Raw genomic sequence first — 22,993 nt, 5'->3', positions numbered from 1 at the left:
GCGCCATAATAATGGCGTATTGACACTAAAGAACCCGGAACCCAGGCCGAAGCACTAGGGTCAACCCATCTACACTGGGTCTTTTTCAGCCAGGGAGCAACCCATGAGCTTCGGTAAAACCACTCCGATCCTGCGGATCTTCGATGAAGCCAAGGCGTTGGTATTCTATGTCGACTTCCTGGGGTTTACCGTCGACTGGCAACATCGTTTCGGCGACGACTTCCCGCTGTACCTGCAAGTCTCCCGTGGCGACTGCGTGCTGCACCTGTCCGAGCACCATGGCGATTGCACGCCGGGCTCGGCGCTGCGGATCGAGACCGATGAACTGGAAGCGTTCCAGGCGCAGTTGCTGGCCAAGCAATACACCTTCGCCCGCCCGCACATCCAGGCCATGCCCTGGGGGAGCCAGGACATGGCGGTGGTCGATCCGTTCGGCAATCGCCTGGTGTTCACCAATGCAATCAGTGTTTGACTGACATTATCTTCTCGCCCGGCTGCCTCGTTGGCGAGGACGTGGTGCCTCGTTTATCTGCTGGACGCGAGCGTTGTAGCCCGCGTAGTCGACGGGGGTGCGTCCGGTCGGCACCGTGATTTGCGCTGGAAGAATGCCGCTGCAATTGATGCAGGCCGGAAACGGTTCTGGGGCTTTACCCCTGAACAGGGTGTCAGTGAATATCGTGGTGTCGGAAAGCATCCTTTCCGCCCTGTCCGGGTAGAGCGCTACCACGGAATTCGCCAGCCGGACTTCGGCATGGGTCCCGGGGCCTCCGGCACGTATCGGCATGATCCCACCCATGTTTTCAATATGGGTTTCGATCCAGCCCCGAGTCGGTTGCTGCAGTTCATGGACCTGATCGGTCAGCCGGCTTAGCGTTGGTGCGTCCTTCAGGACGTCCTCGTCTATGGCCACATTGTGGAACATGTCGTTTTTGGCGGCGGCGTATCGGCTGGATAAATCGGCCAGGTATTCAGCGGCATTGCCGATCCGATAGGTGCCAAAGTTCAAATAGTGTTCTGAGGGGGTGTCGGTCCTGGCCCGGCCGTCATAGTTGCGGTCCACGCCTTTGTATCCCCTCATGCTGCCTTGCGGCTTTGGCAGGTTGAAGAAGTCGCTGAGCCCGACTTCTTCCGTCTTGATGTAGCCATAAGAGTGAGCAAGAAACTCCTGGCGCAGGAGCCCGCCATTGAGAAACTGATCGGACGTTTTATCGAAGTAATCCGGCATCAAACGATAGGAATAGTCACCTTTTGCCGAATCCATGATTTCCTGCGACCGGGCCCGGCCCCAGGTTTCGAATTCCCTGAAGTCCTCGTCCCTCATCAGGCCCGAAGGGTCGGTAAATCTCATCGGGTTGTTCCCTACCATGCAATACAGGTTCAGCCCGTCAACCGCTCCCGCCGGATCGGGACTGATCCAGCGTTGCAACCACGGTGCGTAGTAACGGTGTCCGTAGTAATACAGGCCGCTGGCGTCACGCTCCTTGCCGGAATAGCGAAGGGTCCGGTAGTCGGCTTCCACGGCTGAGCGGGACGCAGCCCAAGCGGTTCCGCCGTAGGGGAGATAGCTTTCCTGGCTGATCAGCCAGCCTTCATCGTCGAGTTCCAGCGAGCTGGAACCCAGGTGATCGTCCAGGCTGTAGCGTGTCTGGTTGGCGGCGATGCCGGCTGGGCGGCCTTCGGTCCAGTGCAAGTACCGCACGCTGCAACGGCCGGCCTGCAGGGTGATGACTTCCAGGCGTTCGTGCTGACGGGTGTGGATTTCGAGGCCCGGCAGGTAACGGACTTCCCGGGTATGGGTCACAGCCGAAGCATAGGTGACCTGGACCTTGCGCACCCGTTGCCCCGTGCTGTCGTAGCCATAGCGCTCAAGGTCGTGGCGGCCGTCTGCGCGCTGCACCAGCGTCACGCTGGCGAGTTGATTGCGGGCATTCCACTCCAGTGCCCGGCCCGGATGGAGTACCTGCGGGTTACCGTTGGCATCGTAGTGTTCAGCCTTGTTCCAGGACAGCAGGCGATTGCTGGAGGCGGCTATCTCCAGCTTCCGGGTGTAGTTGTTGCGGTCGCGGACATGGCGCAGTTCGATCAGGTTGCCACCGGCGTCGTACTGGTAGTGCTCGGTAAACGGGAACAGTTGCCGGGCGTCGAACGGCGTCCTGCTGAAGGCGGGAAGTTCGGGATTGCTGGTCAGCCCCGCCGTTTCACGGCCCGTCGCGCTGCTCAACTGGTAAAGGCTGTCGTAGGTGAACGTGCAGGTGGCGTCGACCCGTTGGTTGCTGCCGAACTGCACCGGTTGGGCCCGATCCTCGATGTGCGTCACGTTACCCACCGCGTCGTAGGTGTAGCGCAGATCCTGCAAGGTGTTGCCAGACACCGACGCGCTGAGTGAGATCAGTCGGCCGCTGGCCGGATCGAATGCGGCGCGACTGATGACGCCGTTGCCGGCAACCTGGGATTCGACCTGGCCAGACGCGTTGTAGACGAGATCCTTCAGGATGGTTTTTTCAGTCGTAGCGTCTTTTACTTTCAGGCTCACAACCTTGAGTTGGCCGGCGATATCAAACCCGTAGCGCTGTTGGTGCCGGGCCGCATCCACCAGCAGGATAGGGTGCGCCAATGCATCGTAGCGCCAGCGGGTTTCGTAGCCGTTGCCCTTTTCCAGCAGTTTGTCGCGGGCGATCTCCTCGGCCGGCCAGTCGGGTTGTGCCGCATCGACGAGGAAGTGTCGCGCCTGGCCAAGCGGTTTGCCGCAGAGGGCGTATTCATCGACGAGCAGGCTGCCCGCGCTGTCATCGTGGCGGATCAGGGCGCCGCAAAGGTTGCGTGCGGCGGATTCCGGCGAGCTGTCGCCGTAGCGCAGGCATTCGACTCGGCGCGGATCCTGATCTGGCAATTGCTCGTGGATGGCGGTCGGCCTTAGCTGCTGGTCGTAAGTGGTGCGCCAATGGTTTCCTCGCTGATCCCAGCTGCGCACGATCTGTCCGGCAGCGCCAGGGAGATTCAGGCGCCAGCCGGCGTCGACACTGTTCACCAACAACGGCTTGCCGGAAAGGCTGTAGACGGTCGTCAGGTTGGCTTCGGTTGCTGTGTCGAACAGCCTTGGGTCCCACTGCGCAACCTGGCGTCCAGCCGTGTCGTGGTGTTGGCGGGTGATGCGCGCTTGGGATTGTTCTTCTGCGTTACGCCGGCAGTAAGCGACCTGTCGCACGGGCAGGCCTCGACTGTCGACAGCCTTGAGCGTCGGTGTCCTGCGGTGAAGGCGTGGGTTCATGCCTCACCTCCGATAACCGGTGCTTGTTCGGCCATGACCTCTTCCAGGGTGTCGTTCTCGTCCTCGTCCAGGGTGTACCAGGCATGGCGGGAGTGCCGCCGCATATAGGAAAGGCCAGCCTGTGTGGCCAGGCGCGTGCGGGTGGGGCGACCCAATGCATCGTAGAACTGCTGGTCGCAATGACCGAACTGCCGCAAGGACTCGTCGTTGATGTAGCGGTGCTGATCGGCGAAGTAAGGGCGGTAGAGGCGGATCGGCAAACCCTTGTTGTTGTATTCCACTCGTTCGCTGACACGCCAGCGTGTTGCCGTTGTTTGCTCCATGGGTTTTTCGTCCTTGAGCGCCAGTGCTCCCTGGGATGTGACGACGTAGGCCATGCCCGGCTCGACCCGTTGCTTGCTTTGCAGGGTTCGACCGAAACCGTCGAAGCAGGTGATGGCAATGCGGATTTGCTGCTGGTCGTCATCGGGGTAGCGGTCGGCCACCAGTGCGGCGAGGTGCACCGGCTCACGCGTTGCGGCATCCATTTCGTTCTTCAGTTTCAGGTCGTCGGCGCAGAGTGTTTGAAGATCCCCCAGTCGCGTTCGAGCCGACGCACGGATATGTCCGCTGGGGAGCAGGTCTCGGTTGAGCACGCATCGCGCCAGCCAGTCGCCGTCCGCCAGCGCGGCGTTCGACACGCAACCCATCCAGCTGAAGGGCGTGTAACAGAGCGCTGTGGCGGCCTCCTGCAAGGCGTCCTGGCGCTGTTCGATCGCTTCTGTCGAACTGTCGAAACACAGCCGCTTGAACTGCGCGATGGGTTTGAAACCCACGGGGGTGTTGTTTTCGGTACCGTAGAATGTCGTGGCCAATACTTGGCCGAAGGCATCAACCAGGCCTTCCTGGACGTTGCCGTTGGGATCGGTAATGCGCCGTGGCAGCAGCGAGCGGTAATCGTAGAGCGCTTGGGTGACACAGCCATCGGGCAGTTTGAATGCGGTGATAAAGCAGTGGTAATTGTCGTAGCTGAAGGCGGTCACGCCATGGTGTTCACTCGCCTGTTGGGTCTGGATTTTGTAGAAGCCTTCCAGTGGCGCGTAGGTCGCAAAATCTCTTTTGACTGACCAGAGTTTGTCGAGCAGTGGCGTCGCCGGCAGAAAGGCGTCCATGCGGTGGTAGCCGATTCGTTCCAGCAGCTTGCCCTTCGGGCGGGAGGTTTGTGGCAACAGATGGAAAGCTTTCAAGGCGGTTTCGTCCAGCTCGGCGGTTTCCATGTGGGCGCCCAGGGCTTCGAAGTGGGCGACGCCGTCCGGCAAGGTTTCTGCGGTGGAGGCGTCCTTGTAGCGTTGCACCGACAGGCCAGTCAGAACGCTTTGGGTTATCCAGGCGGTTTCCCCGGTGAGTTCGATGAACCTTTCATAGGTCATGTCCCGTGTGCTCAGCCCGCCGGTCTCGGGTGCCTTGGGTTTCTTCAGCGCATGGGTCCGCTGGCGGTACGGCAAGCCCAGTCGCCAACCCTGAGGCGCTGGCAGATGGATGTACTCGGCGCAGGTTTCGGTCAGGTAATGGAACTGTTGCGCTGGATCATGAGCATCGCGCCACCAGCGTTGCTGATCGGCGTCACTGAACGGCGGAGTATCGTCGAGGGTTTTTCGTCGGGCGTAATGGACGTTTACGCTGTGAGTCAGCGAGCCATAGGCGTCGTACTGCAGATTGAAGGTGTGCTGGCATTGCGGATCGTCGGTCAGGCCTTCGTACTGATAGTGGATGGACTCCAGCAGCAGCGGCAACATCCGGGCATGGCGCCGGTTGCCCTCGGGTGCCTGGAGCAGGCGTATGCGATAGCGATTTTCCTGGACCGAATACAACGTTCTGCTGCCCTGGCGCGTATCGACTCCAAATACCTCGCTTCGCAGTAGATAGCCACTGAGGGCGCGAGACATTTCCAGGATGGTCGCCGTGGTGGGCGAGACAATGGGGGTGTCGCTCCCGGTCTCAGGCAGGTATTGGCTCAGCAAGGTCTTGCCCGGCGCCACGGCGATGGGATCCGCGTGGCTGTAACCGATACGGGGCAGGTCCACCGCCTGGCCGGTGTGAAACCAGTTCTTGGTCAGGCACGGCGTCGTGAAGCCTGGTGATTCGGCATCGTCGGGGTTGGTCTGCTCGTCGGTTTGCAGCAGCAGGCCAAAGCCGCGAAATTCCCGTTCGATGCCGTCGTAATAACCTTGGCGATAGGTGAAGGACTGGAGCAGCCGATTGCCCGTTATCTCGTCCAACTGGGTTTGATTCGATACCACGTGCACGACCAATGGCAGATGACAAGCCAGGGGCCTGTCGGCGGCCATTCTTTCGGCTTTTTCGTCCAGCCATTCCTGCGCGGAACTGCGGTAGCGGATACTGTTGGCGGCACCCATATTGTTGTTTGTGCCGGTGAGTAAATACGGTTTCGCGCTGACGAAGTCGTAGCGCCAATGTTGGTTTCCCCTGTGGGGCAGGCTCAGGACCAGGCTGGAGCAGCCGAGGCCTTGCAGGTCGGCGATGCTCACCTGGCATAGGCGGTCGTAGTGCAGGCCTTGGGGCCAGGGCAGCGCCACGGGAGGGCTGAAGCCATTGCCACCGCGGTTCATGAAGATTAGCGCCTGGTCCGCTTGCAGATAGAGCAGATCGGTGGCGCCGGAGCCATCCAGGTCCGCCAAACGAATATGCGAGGCGTCGAAGGTTTCGTATGCCAGGCCCGGTGAACCCAGCACGATGCCGTTGCCGAAACGTCCATGCCCCAGGTTTGGCCAGCACTTCACTTCGTTGTGACGAATGCGTACCAGGTGCTGTTGGCCACTGCCGAGCATGTCGCTGAATGCCACCAACTCGGAGGGCGACGCGCTGAGGAGTGGGAGGGCGTCGTCTGCCTCGCCGCGAGATATTTCGCGGGCTGCCGAAAAACCATTCTCCTGCTGGTTGGCGTACACGCGAACGCTGCGTGGGCCGATCAACACCAGGTCGCTGAGGCCCGCGCCCATCAGGTCGGCCAACTGTCCTTGTGGATTGAAAAATTCCGCGGGGAACGCGTTGAACGTGGCGAAATCCGACCAGTTGCGCTCGGGACCGAGGGAGAAAAAACCGCTCCACCCCGGCTGGGCGATGATCCAGTCCAGTCGACCGTCGCCCGTGAGGTCGCTCAGTGACTGCTGCAATGGTTTTGCAGGGTCGGCAACGGGAATGCGGGGCAACGCCCGCCATTGGCCGTAAGCCACTTCATTGCTGTTGGCCTTGGCTCGCATGGGTTCGCGGTAATACCAACCGCCATCGCCTCGATGGAGCACGCCCGGCAAGCCTTCGCCGTACAGATCCACCAGTTGAAAACCCTGGTTTTTGTTGAGCCCCGGCATGTTTTGCCAAGGCTGCCAGTCGGGGCGTTCAAGCGGGAACTTGAACTCGCTGTAGCTGAACTCGACAGGCGGACGGTGATCGGCCGTCGTCGAGTCGCCGAATGCCTGGTCGTGGGCGGCGGTCAGCTGGTGATAGCCCAGGCTGGTCTGACGATAATCGAGCAGCACGCGTCGCACCAGGACGGGGGCCGCGCCCCATTCATCAGGAAAGCGGTGGAACATCAGTACCTGGCGGCACAGTCGTTCGGTGCGTAACTCAAAACCGTAGGCGAAGCTGGAAAACGCGTCGTCACGGGCCAGCCATTGGTGGCCTTCATAGTTCGGCTTCCGTTGGTATTCCGTGCTCCGTTCACCGTAGTCGAACACCAATTCGAAGTGCCATTGCACAGCCTTCAGCCGATCCGCTTCCCACAGGTAGAGGTCCGCATCGGCCTTGAAATTGCCATAGCACACCCGGCTCAGATAGCGCTGCGCCGTGACGTCGGCCTTGTACTGGTAAAGGATGTGCTCGCCGTGGGCGTTCAGGCTTTCTTCCAGCAGCCACTCGCCCACACGCCTTGAATCCAGGGGATCTGCTCGACGCGCCGAAGGGCTTTTTCCGAATACATGGAGGCTGCCATCGGCATCATGTACGAGCCAGAAACCCGGTGTTTCCTTGTCCGACGACCAATACTCGATCCGCTCGAAGCGGCTTTCGATTCTCGGAAAGTAGCGGATCACTGTGTAGGTCTTGTTCAGCGCCAGACGGTTGTAGCGGTCGATGCGCGTCGAGCGGATGGCACCTTGCGGATCTCGCTCGGGCAACCACACCACGGCACCGGGGCCGATGATCTCGTCTTCTTCGGTATAGGCCGGTACACCCTGGGCGGTCCATCGCGCCACACAGGGCAGCGACAGCCCCCAGCCGATGCCGAACACGCCATTGCCGGCCGAGCTGGCGTACCCCAGCGACAAGGAGGGGGCAAAGCCGCGCCCCGGGGAAATCGGCAGGGCAATCTCATAGGACGCCGTGCCGTGGGCGCCGATGGCGCTCCATCCCTTGCCGATGCTCTGGATGGCGCCGCCGCCCTTGGGCAGTGACGGCGCGTTGACAGGCATTGTGCTGTGTTCACTCATCGCGAACCTCCGCCTGCCCGGGCTGTGTAGTTCACCTGCACGATGATGTCGGTCAGTGACGCCAGCATGTCCTTTTGGGCTTCGGGGTTGGGGAAGTTCAGGCACCACGTGGAGACCGCACCGGTGTATTCGAAGGGCAGGTAGCGCTCATCGTTGAAGTTGAGGGTGAACAGACCGTTATCGTCGACCCCCGTGGAAAGGGCAATTTGCTGGTTGGCGTAGCGGCTTTCCACGGACTGGCCACCGGGAGACATGAACACCTTGCTGGCGGTCTGGGTCAGCGTGGCCCGAATGTTTTCATAAGGGCCGACGATGGCTGGCAAGGAGACGCTGATGGTCTTGATGCGCCGCAAATAATGCTGCCGATCTTTGTAGTCTTCCTCGAACAACTCTTGGGTCAGCTCGAATTCGCACTGGCCTTGCAACAGGTCGGCGTGAATTTGCGCCCATTCCTTGTTAATGGTGCTGGTTGCGGTTTTGCTTTTGAGTTGACGCAGCGATACCGTTTTACGAATTTCCAGATCCCGCTCGTTGCGGCGCAAGTATTCGGCCTGCATGTTCAACAGGCTCAGCTTCAGCTGCTCGCCCATCCCGAGGCCTCGATAGGTCGCGTTCCAGGTGTCGGGTTGGATGAAACGCGTGTTCAAATCCGCCAGTTCATACTGCCAGCAAGCTTCAGCCGTCAGGCAAAGACCCACTGTTGCGTCGTAGGCTTGGCGGTAGAGCGCGGCAAACTGGCTATTGAGCCATTGGTACAGTTGAGCTTTGGTAAAGCGCTTGCGGAAAAAATCGTAGTTGGTCTTGGCTTGGCCCAGGCTCGATTCCGCCAGGCGAAGTTGCAGGTGCGTGGCCGTTTCCTGCTCGGCAACATGTGCCAGTTGTGCGTCGACCTGCGCCAGTTCGAGCTGTGCCTGGTCTCGGGCCTGGGTCCATTCCTGCCGACGACGATGGAACTGTGCCGTCCGCTCGAGATGGGCCGCTGTCGTGCGGTCGCTGATGGCGGTGCCTTGGGCGATCGCTGCGCCAGCGTGCAGCGCACCTTCCCAACGGGAGCCGCCATTGCTGAAGCCAAAAATGTTAGGGGTCATCATTAGGCTGCCTGCTACGGCCTGGGAGTCGGACGCATCCCGTTCGGCTGAGCCACTTCTCAAGTACAACCGACAGGCGTGCCTCTCGGCTTCACTGACGCCTTTGTCCAGCAGATTCTGGTAGTAATGGGCTCGTCCCGCGACGATAGAACGGCTGGCCAGCAGCGCCTGGCGGTTATGGCGGTCGATCTTCAGTGCCTGGCGTTGCAGGTCGACCGAGATTTTCGCCAGGTCCCAGGCTTGCTGTTGTTGCAGTTCCTGCAATTGAGCCTGCTCTTTGCGCTCGATCAGCGATAGCAGCGTGGCGCCGAACTGGCTGAGGCTTTCAACGGCACTCTGTGCCTGGCTGTGCATGACCATGAAGCGATAGTTCGGGAGGTGTGGGAGCGATAAACCCGACGCGGCGCTGTCGGCGATGTTCAGGGCGTTGGCACCGGGCAAGGCGCGAGGATCCAGCGGCGGAGCGAACAGCGGCAAATGCAGCGGCTTGCCGACGATGTCGAGGTTATGCCGCAGGTTGTACAGGCGACTTTCGGTGATGTCCCAGCGTTTGAGCAGCTCGGGGTTGAACGGTACTCGCAAGTACGGGGTATCGACCGCAGGCAAGGACGACGGCGAAGGGTTACCACGAATGCGCAACGGGTGGGGGGTGTCGGATTGGCTCAGGACGCGTTCGAACCCGCGCAGGTTTTCATTGCTGCTTTCGCTCAACGCTTGCAGGCTGATGCTCGTCCATTGATCGAGTGTCTGAACGACCGCCCGCGGTCCCAATAACTCCAGCGCCCGTACGTACCATAGCTTGGCCTCACTGAGGCTATCGGGTGTCAGCGCGCGATACGCGGCGTCGCCTCGGTTGATCAGGATGTCGAGGTACAGGAAGTACAGCGCTTTGCGAAGGTGCACCGGATGACTGAGGGCAATCTGGTGTGGATCGTGGGGGGCCTGGTCGTGATAGGCCGTCATATTGCTGTCGACCAGAGGCACGCTTCTCCAACACCCCTCATTTGCGCGACTCGGGTCGAAGACATATCGGAGCCAGCGTTCGGCTTCCTCGTATCGTTGTTCGGTGTTTAGCCGGTAGGCGATCAGCCACGGTACGTAGAGGAACAGCTCCGTGAAGTAACGGCCGTATGGGCCGTGGAAATCCATCTTGTTGCTGACGACGCCTGGTAAGGCCGGTTCCGGCAAATGTTGGGTCTGCCAATCAAACAAATCATCCAGGCTGTTTTCGGTATGACGGATCAGTTCTGGAGCGAATAGGGTGTTCAACCTGATGGGCTGGCGCGGTTTGTTCTGGGCATCGCTTTCGTTGATGGCGGAACCGGCGAAATCGATGGATTGACTGGCGCCCAGGCCTGGCGTCGATACGTGAGTAATGGTTGGCGGCTGGAGGCGTGCCGGAGTGAACTTCAGCTTGATCGCCTTGAGGGCGGAGTAGAGTTTTTTTTCCGGCTCCTCGGGGTGAACGAAGGCGACCCCACAAAGGAAAGTGTCACCGTGCTTGGCGAGGTCTGTGCTGCGCCAGGTGAACTCAAGGAACTTCTCCAGGTTCGGTGCGGGGCTGGACTCTGCTACGACCGTCAGGTCTTCAAAGGTTAACGATTGAGTGTGCGAGGCGTCCGGGCGGCGGAAAATCACGTACTGGAGGAGGAGGGGTTCGTCCAGGCTAACGAATGTCTCACCCAGGTTCAGCGGGGCGGAATTGTTCGCGTGCAGGGTCAGGTTTTGCACCGTGCCGGATATTCTGGTGTCAGTCACACGTCTACTTGCTGCGATCAGGTGTCGTGCTGCCTGAGTGGAAATTAATTTCCCCTGAAAGTCCTCTGACAATGTAAGGCCAAGCGAGTGTTCATTATCCTTGATTACATCGGTCATGTGATCGAATGACAGTCGGTAGTTTTGATCGAGGGCCTTCGAAGGTGCATTGATTACTGAAGAAAACGAACCGGCGTTAAGTGCTACATAGGGCGTTTCCGGCAAGCTTCGGGCAGGAAGCACCCAGCCAAAATGAAGTCGAGGCGTGTGATAGGGCGAGGTCGTTAGTCTCAAGCGCATTTCTTTACGATTTGAAGGCGTACCGATAGCGCCGCCGTCAAGGCCGATGACCGCGCTCATACGCAGCGTGAGGGTAGAGGCTGTGGGCCCCTCGACTGATTCGATGCCAATGCGTTGCCGATGCCCATCGAAATCCGACATGGAGACTTCCATATTCTCGGGGAGGGCAACTTCAATGGGGACGATTTCGGCGGATGTTTTGGTTTGGATACGTTGCGCCGTAGCGCTGACGAGTGTTTTTTCATCGGCGTTGTACTGGCGATAATGCTCTTTCGCTGCTTGTTCCGTGGTGGCTGAGCTACCGGGCTCAGGGGTGAGGTTTTTATCGATGCACGTTGTTTTAATGAACGTGAAGTGGTTGCCGGTTGAATTGAGCGAGTCGGTCCTGGCTTCACGTGCACACAAGGCGAGAAACAACACATCGCGCGCACCCTTGCGGTATTGCACAGCAACAATGCCGACCAATGCCTTGATCGCATCCAGCTCCATGCTGCGAAGCGCGTTGTCCTCGCAATAGCCCTGCAGGCAAACACGCGGGGTGCTCCAGCTTCCATCCGGTTTTTTGAAACAGAGGCTCAAGCGTAATAGCGGATGATGGGTGGTCGCTTGTGACGGTGAAGAAGCATTGCGGGTGGCTGATGGATCCTGATGGATGCATTCGGCCCATACGACGAACAAACGATTGTTGAACCAGACCGGCCTTATTGAATGTTCGACCGCGTTATCGGAAATTGGCACGTTGGCTTTTTCCCAGTCCGACCAGGCGTAGGGATCGGGCTGGTCAAGTTTCGGCGGGGTGGCAGGCGAGGGCGGTGGCGTGCCGTTGATTGGGCGTTGAGCCATGTTCAGCGAACGCCAGAAATAGCTGTTCTCGGAGCGTGATTTGGCAATGAAATAGTAAGTGCTGTTGGCAAAGTCCTCGCCATCGATGTAGCCAGTGAGAATGTTCAGGTTGGCGACTTCTTCGAACCGGGTCAGGTATGCCGTGACCGCGGACTGGACCGCATCGGGTTGAATCTGGTTCTGATTGAGGTCGTTTTCCAGTTGCCGGAAGTTGTCGCTCTTGTTGGCCCTCAGCAATGGGTCCAGATAAATCGCCGGGAAATAGAGCAACTTTTGATGGGCGGCCCAGGTGGGGTATTGATGCAGCTCGTTGCGCCAAGTCTTCAGGTGCTCGGCGCCCAGGCTTGCCGAGTCGTAGCCGGGTTCCAGGTTCATCAGGATGCGATGGACGTATTGCTGCAGGCTGGCGATGGCACACGCCACGGGTGTGGTGGGCACGTCCTGGCTGACCAGCACATCGAGCAACCAGTATTCGTAAAGCGCCTCGGCCGTCTTGAGCTTCAGGTTTCTTGTCGTAGGGTTGTTGGGCGCGACCTGGTTCAAATAGAGCGCTAACTGTGCATCACGCAGGCTTTCATCAAGCTGCTTTTTTATGGCAACGGTCATATTCAATCCTTGAATGTTGAGGACGGTGGACGTGTCAGTGGCAGGCCGCGATCAGCGCTTCACCGACGGTCCTCCAGTCCGATGTCTCGCTGTCGTTGTTGAGTGCGGTTGCCTTGAGCAGCAGGCTGGCCGACAGCCCGGTGTGCTGGCAGCACGCTTGGCAGCGCATGATCCAATCCACGGCTTCCATGGACTGGGCGCGTTTATGGTCCAGGTGTGCGGTCAGGCAACTGACTTCGTCAGTGCTCCAGTCCAGCAGGCTGGCCAGCAGTTTATTGGCTTCTTCGCCTGTGCCTTGCGGCGTGTCCTGGTTGGCAAGCTGCAAGTAATGCAGCAGGTGTTCTTCTGACCGGGCTTGATGGTGGGCGCAGTGACTGAAGCGTTCGAGTAGATACAGGGTTTGAGGCGTCAGCGTTCCTGTGCTGCCTGTGGCCAGCCAGGTTGGGTTATTCATCAATTGTCGCAGGGTGCTGCTGCTCAGGTGCAAACCCTTGCACGCTTGGGCCGTGCGCAATACCGTCGCCAGCAATGCAGGCATTTTCCCAGGGGCGCTCTCGATGGCCGCGACAATCGTTGTTGCATGGGTGTCGGCCATTCGCATCACGCAGGGGAAGTATTCCGCAGACAAGTCGGCAAGGTCGTGCAGCAAGGTCTCCACCACGTGCCGGTCTCCGCTCGGTTGGGGGGCTTCCGCCAGCAGTATCGACAGTCGTTTTTCCAGGCTCTTGTTCATTGGCACGTCGTCTTCGACAACATCGAACAGACGACACCATGACGCGACATCCCGGTTGTCTTGCTTGAGCCAGTCGACGGCCCAATCCAGCGCCATCAGCACATCGAGAATGTCGGGCTGTGAGACGTGCGAAGTACTCAATGCCCCTGTCACCAACGCTTTGCAGAAATCCTCCCCGCCCAGTAAGCGGGCCAGCGCCGTGCATTCGAAGGGAGAGAGACCAAACATCCGGGCGATACGGGCCTGGCGGTAGAGTGACGAGACTGTGGATAAATCGTGGTTAAACGAAGACAGGTATTTTTCGGTTTGCTTCGTTAGCAACAGCAGCGAATCCTGCGTCATGGGAAGTCCGAGGCCCGCACTGAGATAGCTGAAGGTTTTCAGGTCCGTCGTGACCAAGTCTTCCACCTGCGGGTGTCCGAGCAATTGGGTTCGATTGAACACCTGGTCAAACAAGGGCACCTGCTGGCCGCAAGCAGCAATCGGCATGTCGTGCAGTAACGACGCAAACTCTTGCGGTGCGATGCCGTGGCGTTGGTTCAGGTAGCGATAGACCCCCAGGGTGCGCAAGGTATTGGTGTTGAGCGTCATCGTCGTGCTGCCTTCCGAGCGCAGGGCACTGACGATCAGCGTGTCCAGTTCGGCAATGGGAATACCGGTCCAGCGCTGCAATCGGATCATCCGCTGCATGCGGGCGAACCGTTCGCGAGATGCATGGATGACGGTGTTCGCGGATTTGAGAGTCGTCAGGGTGGCTGTCGATTCCGGCCCGTTGATGTAAGCGGCTCCATAATTGTTGGCATGAATCGAGGGGGGACTGGCGGTCGAGGTTCGTGGGCTGTAGGCACCTTGTGCCAGCAACTGTTCGACCTGTTCCGTGGTCAGCCCGGTGCGCTCCTTGAAGAACGAAAGATCGTGGAGGCGATTGGGGTTTTCAGTGCCGTAGCTTCTCTTCAGGACGTCAAGGTCCAGGTCTGAACTGGCCGGCGCGAGCAGGATTTTCTGTTGCTCAGGACTGAGCCCGGACAACAATCTTTGCGCCTCGACATGGGATTGCGAAACACGCCCGTAAGGTGAATCCCCTGGTGAAAACGGAAGTTTCAGGCTCACCCGATAATTCAATTCGCCCAGCACCAGTTTGTTTGCGCCCAGCCCCAACAGGCACTGGTGATGATGCAGGTCGTAGGGCAGCGAGAAGGGGTAGTGTTCGCTGGCCAGGACCTGGTGGACGGTCTTGTCGCTCGTTGCCAGATGGGCTTCGAGCGCGCTGCGCAAGGTGTCATTGACGATGTCCAGCATTGGCCGCGCAACGAAGGCGCTCTGGTGATCGAGCATCAGCCCCTTGAGGTCCGGTCGCCGTTGCTCCAGGGTGATTTTGTCGGTTGATGGGGAGGCGTTTTCCAGCTGGCCGGCAAACAGATACAGCGCCCGCAGATAGGCCACGGGCGAGTCGATGGCCGCGATGTCACCTTCCTTGCAGAACTGATCCCAATGCTCGTTGAACAGCGCTTGATAGCTGACGGACGCCGAGGTTGAGTCCGAACCCAGGCTGCGCCGGGCACGTCGCCGAGTATCGCTGGGTGATATCAGGTGCTCCTGATACAGGCGACTGACCTGCCCGGCATAGCTGGCGGCATTGTCATAGACCTGCCCGGCATCCACGTCGGTGTGCTTGCCCAACTCAAGGACGAACTGCGCCTTGCCCATGCGCATGACGTCGAAGACCGACGTCAATCCCATGCGCTGCAGGGCTGTCCTGAAATCGGCCTGGGCGTTGTCATCGCCGATTGGGGCTTCGATGAGCCGGTGCAACAGTGAGTCGTTGCTTGCGTCCATGTGCTGTCCATCTCCTGTTCGAACGGAATGTGCGGTCCAGGGCAAACCGTACAGGAGCGTGGGACAAAAGGCGGTAGGACGAGAGGGGGTGGGTTTTGTACGAAAGGGCGATGCGTTGTCTGGATCTTGGTTGAGCGGGAGTTGATACAGTCGTTATGGATGAGTGTGTAACGGTAGCTGGACAAGCAGGAGAGATTAACCTAAGTTTGAAATCAATGATTTCATTGATTGCGAGGGGATTATGGCCAGCATCACGATTCGAAACCTTGATGATCAGATCAAGGAACAACTGCGTATCGCCGCCGCCCACAACGGTCACTCCATGGAGGAAGAGGCAAGGCTGATCTTGGGGCGTGCCTTGGCGACAGTCAGCCCGGCGGGAGGATTAGGAAGTCGTATCCGAAACAGGTTCAGCTCCTTGGGTGGAGTTGATCTGGATCTGCCTTCGCGTGACGAGAAAGCAACGGCGGTGGATCTTTCTGAATGATAGTGCTCGATACCAATGTCATTTCAGAGTTCATGCGCGCCGAGCCGAACGCAACCGTCCTGGCGTGGATCGATTCACAGCCGGCAATGGACCTGGTTATTTGCGCTATTACAGTTGCGGAGATTCTTCATGGTATCGCTCGGCTGCCTTTCGGCAAGCGCAAGCAAAAGCTCGAGTCCCATGCCATGGCAATGTTTGAAGAGGATTTTGTCGACAGGATCCTACCCTTTGATGCCCACGCAGCTGTCGAGTACGCGGCCCTGGTTGCGTCATGCGAGGCTAAGGGGCGGGCGGCAGGTATGGCCGACGCGCAAATCGCAGCCATTTGCCGAGCACATGGCGCTCTGATCGCAACCCGCAATACCAAAGACTTCAAGTTCCCAGGCGTTGAAGTCATCAACCCCTGGAACCCTTGAGCAAAGCCTTCACGCGAAACGCCCATTGCCAATTGGAAACGGGCGTTTCTCATGATCAAACCCTGAAGTGACTCACCATCATCTGCAACTGATTCCCCAACCGCGCCAGTTCAACACTGGAAGCGGCGGTTTCTTCGCTGGCGGCGGCGGTCTGTTCGGAGACGTCGCGCACGTTGATGATGCTGCGGCTGATCTCCTCGGCCACGGCGCTTTGCTGCTCGGCGGCAGCGGCGATCTGCTGGTTCATCGACTGGATGTTCGACACCGTGCGGGTGATGTTCCCCAGTGATTCCCCAGCCTTGCGTGTCAGGGCCACGCTGCTGTCGGTGAGGTTGCGGCTGTTGTTCATCACGGCCGCCACTTGCTGGGTGCCATTCTGCAGCCCGGCCACCAGGCCTTCGATTTCCTCGGTGGATTTCTGCGTGCGCTGGGCCAGGCCACGGACTTCGTCGGCGACCACGGCAAAACCCCGTCCGGCTTCACCGGCGCGGGCCGCTTCGATGGCTGCGTTGAGGGCCAGCAGGTTGGTTTGCTCGGCCACGGCCTTGATCACGTCCATGACGCTGCCGATCTTGTCGCTTTCCTGTTGCAGCACGGTCATGGCGTCGGTGGAGCGAACCACTTCGCTGGCCAGCCGTTCGATCTGGGCGATGGCTTCGCTGACCACCTTGTCACCGGCACGGGCTTCGCCGTCGGCGGCGGCCGCGGCCTGGGAGGCTTCTTCGGCATTGCGGGCCACTTCCTGCACCGTGGCGGTCATTTCGTGCATGGCGGTCGCGACCTGATCGGTCTCGACTTTCTGGCTGTTGACCCCGGCGCTGGTCTGCTCGGTGACGGCGGACAGCTCTTCGGCGGCGCTGGCGATCTGGGTCACGCCATCGCGGATGCCGCTGATCAAGTCGCGCAGGGTCACGCCCATGCGCGCAATGCCTTGTTGCAGCACGCCCAGTTCATCGCGGCGAGTGACGACGACCGTGTGCGACAGGTCGCCACCGGCAATGCGCTCGACGACGGCCAGGGTGTCGCGCAGCGGGCCGGTGATCTGGCGAGTGATGATCACGGCGGCAATGACGCCGACCAGCAATGCCAGCAGGGTGCTGACCAGTTGCAGGGTGCGCGCCTGGGCACTTTCGGCGTCGCGGCGGTCGAGCTGGATCTGGTACAGCTGTTCGCTCAACGTCACGATTGACGCGCCTTGTTCAGTCATTTCCTTGCGTGCCTGTACCGCGTCGGCGGTGGCCAGCTTGAAGGCCTGCACGGCGCTGCGGTATTGGGCCAGGGCGTTTTCCAGTTGGCGCAGTTCATCCTGGCGGGTGCTGGAGAAGTGCTCGTTCAATGGCTTGAGCGACGCGATGGCGGCGTCCAGCTGGGTGACGGCCTTGCGTTCGGTGTCGGCGTTGCTGTTGGCGGTGTAGCCGCGCACTTCATAGCGGGCCAGCATGAAGTCCTGCTTGGCCTGGGTGATGGCCTGGAACTGGGCGAAGCGCTCATCGCTGAGCGCCATTTTCCGTACGTCGGAATCGATGGTCTCGATCAACTTGTAGGCAAGCTCGGCGTTCGCGCCCATGGCGTCGCGGGCGGTGTTGCCGGTGCGGTAGGCACTGCGCATTTTGTTCAGGGACACCTGATAGGCGCTGATGACTGCGCTCTGCTCCTTGAGCAACTTGACGTTCTGCGGGCTCTTGAAGCTGCTGAGCAGGGCGTTCTGTTGCGCCACGAAACCATCGAGGGTGGTCTGCACATTTTGTGCGGCGGTCTCGTCACCGTTGGTCAGCATGTATTGCAGACGGGTGACGCGAAGCTTGGTCAGGCCGGCGTTGAGCTGGGTGATGTCGCTCATCCAGTTGCTGCGCTGGATCAGTCCACCCAGGCTGGTCCAACTGGTCAGGGCCAGCAGGCAAGTCAATACCAGCACCAGGCCGAAGCCCAGGCCCAATTTCATGTTGACGCTAATGTTGCCAAACCAGCTATTCATCAAATTCCTCCAGGAACGTTGTGCTGCTTGATCGTCGGTACGCTGGAAGATTGTTGTTGTTAAGAGCCAGCAAGAGCATGTAACAGGGCTGTATCGGCGGGGAGGGCAAGATCTGTAAGTTTTTTTCCGGGTATCTGTGGGAGCAAGCTTTGCTTGCACCCCAAGCTTTTTTTCACATCTGTTTCACCGCCTGCCTACGTCGGCCTCTCTACTGTCGCGCCATCGAATGACTGGGTGGATGCCGTCGGGGCGGCTTGATGTGGAACTGAGACTGAGCCTTTTCGGCGTAACGCGCTCGATCGATACGCGCCGGTTCGCCCGTTACCAAAACGCCATGGTCATCCTCGCCTCGGCACTGCTGGTGATCCCGTTGACGCTCTGGCTGCTCAGCCCGGCGGCGATACCGGACCTGGCCCACGGCAACATCGCCGGCGCCCGGGCCTTGGCCGATGGCTGGGCCAAGGGGGAGATGATCGTGCTGGTGCGTCATGTCGAACGCTGCGATCACTCCAAGGCCGCGTGCCTGAATGACCGCGAGGGTATCACTGACCGTGCCCGTACCGTTGCGGTGGGCCTGGGGGCGCGGTTCGAGCAACTGGGCCTGGATAACGCCGACCTCTACAACAGTCCACGTGTGCGCGCAGCCCAGACGGCGGGGTACATGTTCAACAAGGTGGGCACCGGTGACGATTGGCTGATCAATTGCCGGCATGACCTGCTGCGTAATGCTTTGGCCCACAAGGTGGCGGGACGAAACCTGATCCTGGTGACCCACAGTGAATGCATGCAGGCGATGGAAACCGCGCTCCAGCGTCCGACCTCTGCCTTTGGCTATGGGGCTTCGTTGTTCGTTTCCACTGCCCAGCCACAAGCGCCACGGTTGCTCGGCTTTATCGAAGCGTCTGACTGGCGCGCGGTGACATTTCAGTAACATTTCTTACGATTAGGACCGCCCATGCTGATGTCTGCTCGCGCCCGTTTCTATGGATTTAATCTCGGAATTCCGCTGGTCTGTGCTGTCGTGGTGTTCTTGCTGTTCGACATGACCCACCTCGACATCGCCATCAGCGATCTTTTCTACGATCCGTTGCACCAGGTGTTTCCATTGGGGCACGTGCGATTGTTCGAGCAAATCACCCACAAATGGGCGAGGGTCATTCCGAACTGGACCGGCGAGGCGGCCATTGTCGGTGTGCTGTTGTCGCTCTTCTGGCCGATCTTCCAACCGCCAAAGCGCCCTGGACTGCTTCGCCTGCTGGATAAGACCCGACTGAGCAAACCACTACGTCTTGCCCACAAGCACCGTCGCGATTTCCTCTATGTGGTCTTCGCCTTTTCCCTCAGCACCGGGGTGATCCATTACCTCAAGGGCCACACCAGCGTGTACTGCCCGGTGGAAACCACCCAGTACGCCGGCAAGATCGAGCACAAGGAGTGGTTCCAGAATTTCGCGCTGCTGAAAGCCGCCGGTGACGGTCGCTGCTGGCCCGGCGGTCATGCGTCCGGCGGCTTTACGATGCTGGCGCTGTATTTCGTTGCCCGCCGTTACCGCTGGCGTCATTCGAAAGCCTTGATGCACGGGGCGCTGGCCCTGGGGTTTGTCTACGGCACGACGCGGGTCCTGCAGGGCTGGCATTACATGTCCCACACGTTCTGGGCGGGGATTTTTGTCTGGTTGAGTTGTTGGCTGATGGCGTTGCTGTTTTATGGGCGCGCGGCTTTGGAGCAGCCCGTGTTGAAACCACCGCGAGAGACGCAGGCGGCTGCCGTGCCTGCGTTGGGCAACGCACATTCGTCAGCTTGAATGCCAGGCGAAAAAAAGCCCGCTGGGAGAGCGGGCTAAAACCTTAGTTTCTTGAATGAGCGAGGCGACTGTACCCAATCACGCGGGGGCGTGGGGTGAAGAAAAGTTCATGAGGCCAGCTCCTTGCCAGACCTCATGCCCTTGTACGCTGCTCACCTGAGATCAAACCGATCCAGGTTCATCACCTTGACCCACGCCGCGATGAAGTCCTTGACGAACTGCTCCTGGGCATCCGGGCTGGCATAGACCTCGGCCAAGGCCCGTAGCTGGGCGTTGGAGCCGAAAACCAGGTCGACGCGCGTGCCGGTCCATTTGACCTGGCCGGTCTTGCGGTCGCGGGCCTCGAAGGTTTCCTGGGTGTCGGAAAGGGCTTTCCATTCCACGCCCATGTCGAGCAGGTTGACGAAAAAGTCATTGCTCAAGGTCCCTGGCCGTTGGGTAAAGACACCGTGCGCCGTGTGGCCGACGTTGGTGTCCAGTACCCGCAGGCCGCCAATCAATGCCGTCATTTGCGGGGCAGTGAGGGTCAGCAGTTGTGCCTTGTCGATCAACAAAGCCTCGGCGGACACGCGGTACCGGCCCTTGAGGTAGTTGCGAAAGCCGTCGGCGATGGGCTCGAGAAAACCGAACGACTCGACGTCCGTCTGCTCCTGGCTCGCGTCCATGCGTCCCGGCGCGAACGGTACCGTCACGCTGAGCCCGGCATTTTGGGCCGCCTGTTCGATGCCGGCGCTGCCAGCCAGCACGATCAGGTCCGCCAGGGAGATTTTCTTGCCGTCGGATTGGGCGGCGTTGAACTCGCTCCGAACCCTTTCCAAGGTCGCCAGCACTTGAGCCAATTGTTCGGGCTGGTTGGCCGGCCAATCTTTCTGCGGGGCCAGGCGCAGGCGGCCACCGTTGGCACCGCCGCGTTTGTCGGAACCCCGGAAGGTGGAAGCCGCGGCCCACGCTGTAGACACTAGTTGTGAAACCGTGAGGCCCGAGGCCAGTAGCTTGCCTTTGAGGGCCGCGATGTCGCTGTCGTTGACCAGCGGATGGTCGACCGTGGGGATAGGGTCTTGCCACAGCAGTTCTTCGTTGGGCAGTTCCGGGCCGAGGTAGCGTGAGAGCGGGCCCATGTCGCGGTGGATCAGCTTGAACCAGGCGCGGGCGAAGGCGTCGGACAACTGGTCCGGGTTGGCCAGGAAGCGCCGGGAGATTTTTTCGTAGATCGGGTCGAAGCGCAGCGCCAGGTCGGTGGTCAGCATCGTTGGGTTACGCCGTTTGGACGGGTCGTGGGCATCGGGAATGATGCCCGCGCCGGCACCGTTTTTCGGCGTCCATTGGTGCGCGCCTGCAGGGCTCTTGGTCAGCTCCCACTCGAAACCGAACAGGTTCTCCAGGTAGTTATTGCTCCAGCGGGTGGGGGTGGTGGTCCAGGTGACTTCCAGGCCACTGGTGATGGTGTCGGGCCCCTTGCCGGTGCCGAAGGTGCTCTTCCAGCCCAGGCCTTGCAGCTCCAGGCCCGCGGCCTCGGGCTCGGCGCCGACATTGTCCGCAGGGCCTGCGCCGTGGGTCTTGCCGAAGGCGTGGCCGCCGGCAATCAGTGCCACGGTTTCTTCGTCGTTCATCGCCATGCGGGCGAAGGTTTCGCGAATGTCCAGCCCGGCGGCGACCGGGTCCGGCTGGCCCTCGGGGCCTTCCGGGTTGACGTAGATCAGCCCCATCTGCACGGCGGCCAGCGGGTTCTCCAGGTTGCGCCCCTCGTCGGTGCGGCTTTCTTCGTTGCCGGGCTCGGCCACCAATTGGCCTTCGCCGGGGTCTTGCATGGCGGCTTTGTCGGGCTTGCCGTAGCGAACATCGCCCCCCAGCCATTTGTTTTCAGAACCCCAGTAGACGTCTTCATCCGGCTCCCAGACATCGGCGCGGCCACCGGAAAAACCGAAGGTCTTGAAGCCCATGGATTCCAGCGCGACGTTGCCGGTGAGGACGATCAGGTCAGCCCAGGAGATATTGCGACCATACTTCTGCTTGATCGGCCACAGCAGCCGACGCGCCTTATCGAGGCTGACGTTGTCTGGCCAGCTGTTGAGCGGTGCAAATCGCTGCTGGCCGGAACCCGCCCCACCGCGCCCATCACCGGTGCGGTAGGTGCCTGCACTGTGCCAGGCCATGCGGACAAAGAGCGGTCCATAGTGGCCGAAGTCTGCCGGCCACCAGTCTTGCGAGTCGGTCATCAGTGCATTCAGGTCTTGTTTCAAGGCCTGGAAGTCCAGGCGCTTGAACGCTTCTGCATAGTTGAAATCCTCGCCCATTGGGTCGGACAGCGAGGAGTGCTGGTGCAGGATCTTCAGATTCAGTTGGTTTGGCCACCAGTCGCGGTTCGTCGTGCCACCGCCAGCGGCGTGATTGAACGGGCATTTCGATTCGTTTGCCATGAGAAGCTACCTTTGGTCGTATTCATCCAGCTATCCGGCCCGGCGAGGCTTCGAATAGCGACAGGCGAAATACACAGGGCGCAGGGCTCACAGTTCGCTCAACTGATCATGTTCGGCCACGCTGCAATGTCTAATTGCAAGGACGGTGGCCCACGGCAAGCCCAGTACGTTTCTGAACGCTTCGTATCTCTTTGTCAGGTTTCACGGGCCGGATTACACCAGCCTGAATTCAGGCTAGTCCTCCTTTGCCAGATAGCTAATAGGCGCAGTATTAACGGTCGATAGGGATAATCTTTTATCGAAGCCAAGCGGCGAGGCAGATGATATGAATGGCGCCTGCCGTGACGGACCCAATAATGAACAAATGCCCGCGCAGCACGGCCTTCCATGAAGCGGGTCATGCCCTGGCCTTTTGGTGGAACGGTCAACCGATAAAACGCATCACCGTGCGTACCAAGGCTGAAGCCTGCACGGGACCTCTGTTCGACCTGCGCGGCAACCCTCAATACGCAGAAGGGTTGGTGGAAGCTGACTACCTGGTCGCGCGCCCGGCCTTCGACGCCCCGGGGATCGCTGAATTCCTGCCCTCGATGGTCGATGCCATTGAACGTGACCTGCTCCATTGCTTCGCCGGGCCAGTGGCCGAAGCGGTCTACCGGCACCGCCGGTCCGACCGGTTGATCAGGGGCAGCGGCCGCGGTGACCTGGACCGGGGGCATGAATTGATCAGCCTGCTGCCACCGCGCAAGCTGCTCGACGCCCAAGCCCAGGCGATCGCCCGCTGCAGTTGCCTGGTGCACCGTTACTGGCCGGCGGTCAGCGCCGTGGCGGCCTTTCTGCAAGAGCATGGCACGGTTGAAGGGAACGCCGTCACAGCGCTGCTGTGCGAGATGACCGGGGAGCGGCCGATCTTGCTTGGCCATCAAGTGGCAAGCCTCGATTCGTGATCAAGGCGTTGCCACTGGCCCTATCCGACTCGGA

General features: G+C 60.0%; 12 protein-coding genes and 1 pseudogene. 6 read left to right on the top strand and 7 right to left on the bottom strand.

The window, feature by feature from the left end; all coding sequences use genetic code 11:
- Positions 1-103: 103 nt before the first annotated feature.
- Positions 104-472: a glyoxalase superfamily protein gene (locus BLO97_RS17100; protein WP_092146235.1), complete on the top strand. Its 369-nt coding sequence runs from the start codon at positions 104-106 to the stop codon at positions 470-472.
- Positions 473-478: 6 nt separating this feature from the next.
- Here the strand turns inward: BLO97_RS17100 and BLO97_RS17095 are convergent, their stop codons facing one another.
- From BLO97_RS17095 to BLO97_RS17080, 4 genes are read right to left on the bottom strand one after another with little or no spacing between them, the layout of a single operon-like run.
- Positions 479-3,268, bottom strand: coding sequence for an RHS repeat-associated core domain-containing protein (locus tag BLO97_RS17095; RefSeq protein WP_092346976.1), 2,790 nt, complete (start codon positions 3,266-3,268; stop codon positions 479-481).
- On the bottom strand, positions 3,265-7,752 hold the full coding sequence (locus BLO97_RS17090; protein WP_092346973.1) for a SpvB/TcaC N-terminal domain-containing protein: 4,488 nt from the start codon (positions 7,750-7,752) through the stop codon (positions 3,265-3,267). Before BLO97_RS17090 ends, BLO97_RS17095 begins: the two co-directional genes overlap by 4 nt.
- On the bottom strand, positions 7,749-12,344 hold the full coding sequence (locus tag BLO97_RS17085; protein WP_092346970.1) for a Tc toxin subunit A-related protein: 4,596 nt from the start codon (positions 12,342-12,344) through the stop codon (positions 7,749-7,751). The genes BLO97_RS17090 and BLO97_RS17085 overlap by 4 nt, the downstream gene beginning before the upstream one ends.
- Positions 12,345-12,378: 34 nt before the next feature.
- Positions 12,379-14,913, bottom strand: a complete 2,535-nt coding sequence (locus tag BLO97_RS17080) for a Tc toxin subunit A (RefSeq protein ID WP_092346967.1) — start codon at positions 14,911-14,913, stop codon at positions 12,379-12,381.
- A 241-nt stretch (positions 14,914-15,154) separates the two neighbouring features.
- Here BLO97_RS17080 and BLO97_RS17075 point away from each other — a divergent pair, with 241 nt between their 5' ends.
- Positions 15,155-15,400, top strand: a complete 246-nt coding sequence (locus tag BLO97_RS17075) for a FitA-like ribbon-helix-helix domain-containing protein (RefSeq protein WP_092146225.1) — start codon at positions 15,155-15,157, stop codon at positions 15,398-15,400.
- Positions 15,397-15,816: a type II toxin-antitoxin system VapC family toxin gene (locus tag BLO97_RS17070; RefSeq protein ID WP_092146223.1), complete on the top strand. Its 420-nt coding sequence runs from the start codon at positions 15,397-15,399 to the stop codon at positions 15,814-15,816. The genes BLO97_RS17075 and BLO97_RS17070 overlap by 4 nt, the downstream gene beginning before the upstream one ends.
- A gap of 55 nt (positions 15,817-15,871) precedes the next feature.
- Here BLO97_RS17070 and BLO97_RS32355 read toward each other — a convergent pair whose 3' ends face one another.
- A complete protein-coding gene (locus BLO97_RS32355; protein ID WP_371856155.1) occupies positions 15,872-16,576 on the bottom strand; it encodes a methyl-accepting chemotaxis protein in 705 nt (234 codons plus the stop codon).
- Positions 16,577-16,777: 201 nt separating this feature from the next.
- Positions 16,778-17,656: pseudogene (locus tag BLO97_RS32350) on the bottom strand (methyl-accepting chemotaxis protein); the annotation flags it as partial.
- Between the two features lie 394 nt (positions 17,657-18,050).
- On the opposite strand from BLO97_RS32350, the gene BLO97_RS17060 reads away from it, so the two are divergent.
- The gene (locus BLO97_RS17060; protein ID WP_092146265.1) at positions 18,051-18,722 is read left to right on the top strand and encodes a lipopolysaccharide core heptose(II)-phosphate phosphatase PmrG; all 672 of its coding nucleotides are present in this window, start codon (positions 18,051-18,053) and stop codon (positions 18,720-18,722) included.
- 24 nt (positions 18,723-18,746) lie between these two features.
- Positions 18,747-19,595, top strand: a complete 849-nt coding sequence (locus tag BLO97_RS17055) for a phosphatase PAP2 family protein (protein ID WP_092346964.1) — start codon at positions 18,747-18,749, stop codon at positions 19,593-19,595.
- A 152-nt stretch (positions 19,596-19,747) separates the two neighbouring features.
- Here the strand turns inward: BLO97_RS17055 and katG are convergent, their stop codons facing one another.
- Positions 19,748-22,012: a catalase/peroxidase HPI gene (gene katG / locus BLO97_RS17050; RefSeq protein ID WP_092224409.1), complete on the bottom strand. Its 2,265-nt coding sequence runs from the start codon at positions 22,010-22,012 to the stop codon at positions 19,748-19,750.
- A gap of 356 nt (positions 22,013-22,368) precedes the next feature.
- Between katG and BLO97_RS17045 the strand changes: the two genes are divergently transcribed.
- Entirely contained in the window at positions 22,369-22,959 is a 591-nt protein-coding gene (locus BLO97_RS17045; protein WP_092346961.1) for a hypothetical protein, read from the top strand.
- The last annotated feature ends 34 nt before the right edge of the window (positions 22,960-22,993 follow it).

This window comes from Pseudomonas sp. NFACC05-1, from assembly GCF_900100135.1.
Classification (GTDB): Bacteria; Pseudomonadota; Gammaproteobacteria; order Pseudomonadales; family Pseudomonadaceae; genus Aquipseudomonas; species Aquipseudomonas fluorescens_Q.
The sequence above is the reverse complement of the archived record's forward strand: the minus strand, read 5'-3'. Positions and strand labels throughout refer to the sequence as shown.

Bases quoted from the DNA above. Each gene is read 5' to 3' on its own strand.
- BLO97_RS17080 (WP_092346967.1), bottom strand. From the start codon at position 14,913: ATGGACGCAAGCAACGACTCACTGTTGCACCGGCTCATCGAAGCCCCA.
- BLO97_RS17095 (WP_092346976.1), bottom strand. From the start codon at position 3,268: ATGAACCCACGCCTTCACCGCAGGACACCGACGCTCAAGGCTGTCGAC.
- BLO97_RS32355 (WP_371856155.1), bottom strand. From the start codon at position 16,576: ATGACCGCCACGGTGCAGGAAGTGGCCCGCAATGCCGAAGAAGCCTCC.
- BLO97_RS17100 (WP_092146235.1), top strand. From the start codon at position 104: ATGAGCTTCGGTAAAACCACTCCGATCCTGCGGATCTTCGATGAAGCC.
- BLO97_RS17085 (WP_092346970.1), bottom strand. From the start codon at position 12,344: ATGACCGTTGCCATAAAAAAGCAGCTTGATGAAAGCCTGCGTGATGCA.
- BLO97_RS17090 (WP_092346973.1), bottom strand. From the start codon at position 7,752: ATGAGTGAACACAGCACAATGCCTGTCAACGCGCCGTCACTGCCCAAG.
- BLO97_RS17055 (WP_092346964.1), top strand. From the start codon at position 18,747: ATGCTGATGTCTGCTCGCGCCCGTTTCTATGGATTTAATCTCGGAATT.
- BLO97_RS17070 (WP_092146223.1), top strand. From the start codon at position 15,397: ATGATAGTGCTCGATACCAATGTCATTTCAGAGTTCATGCGCGCCGAG.
- BLO97_RS17045 (WP_092346961.1), top strand. From the start codon at position 22,369: ATGAACAAATGCCCGCGCAGCACGGCCTTCCATGAAGCGGGTCATGCC.
- katG (WP_092224409.1), bottom strand. From the start codon at position 22,012: ATGGCAAACGAATCGAAATGCCCGTTCAATCACGCCGCTGGCGGTGGC.
- BLO97_RS17075 (WP_092146225.1), top strand. From the start codon at position 15,155: ATGGCCAGCATCACGATTCGAAACCTTGATGATCAGATCAAGGAACAA.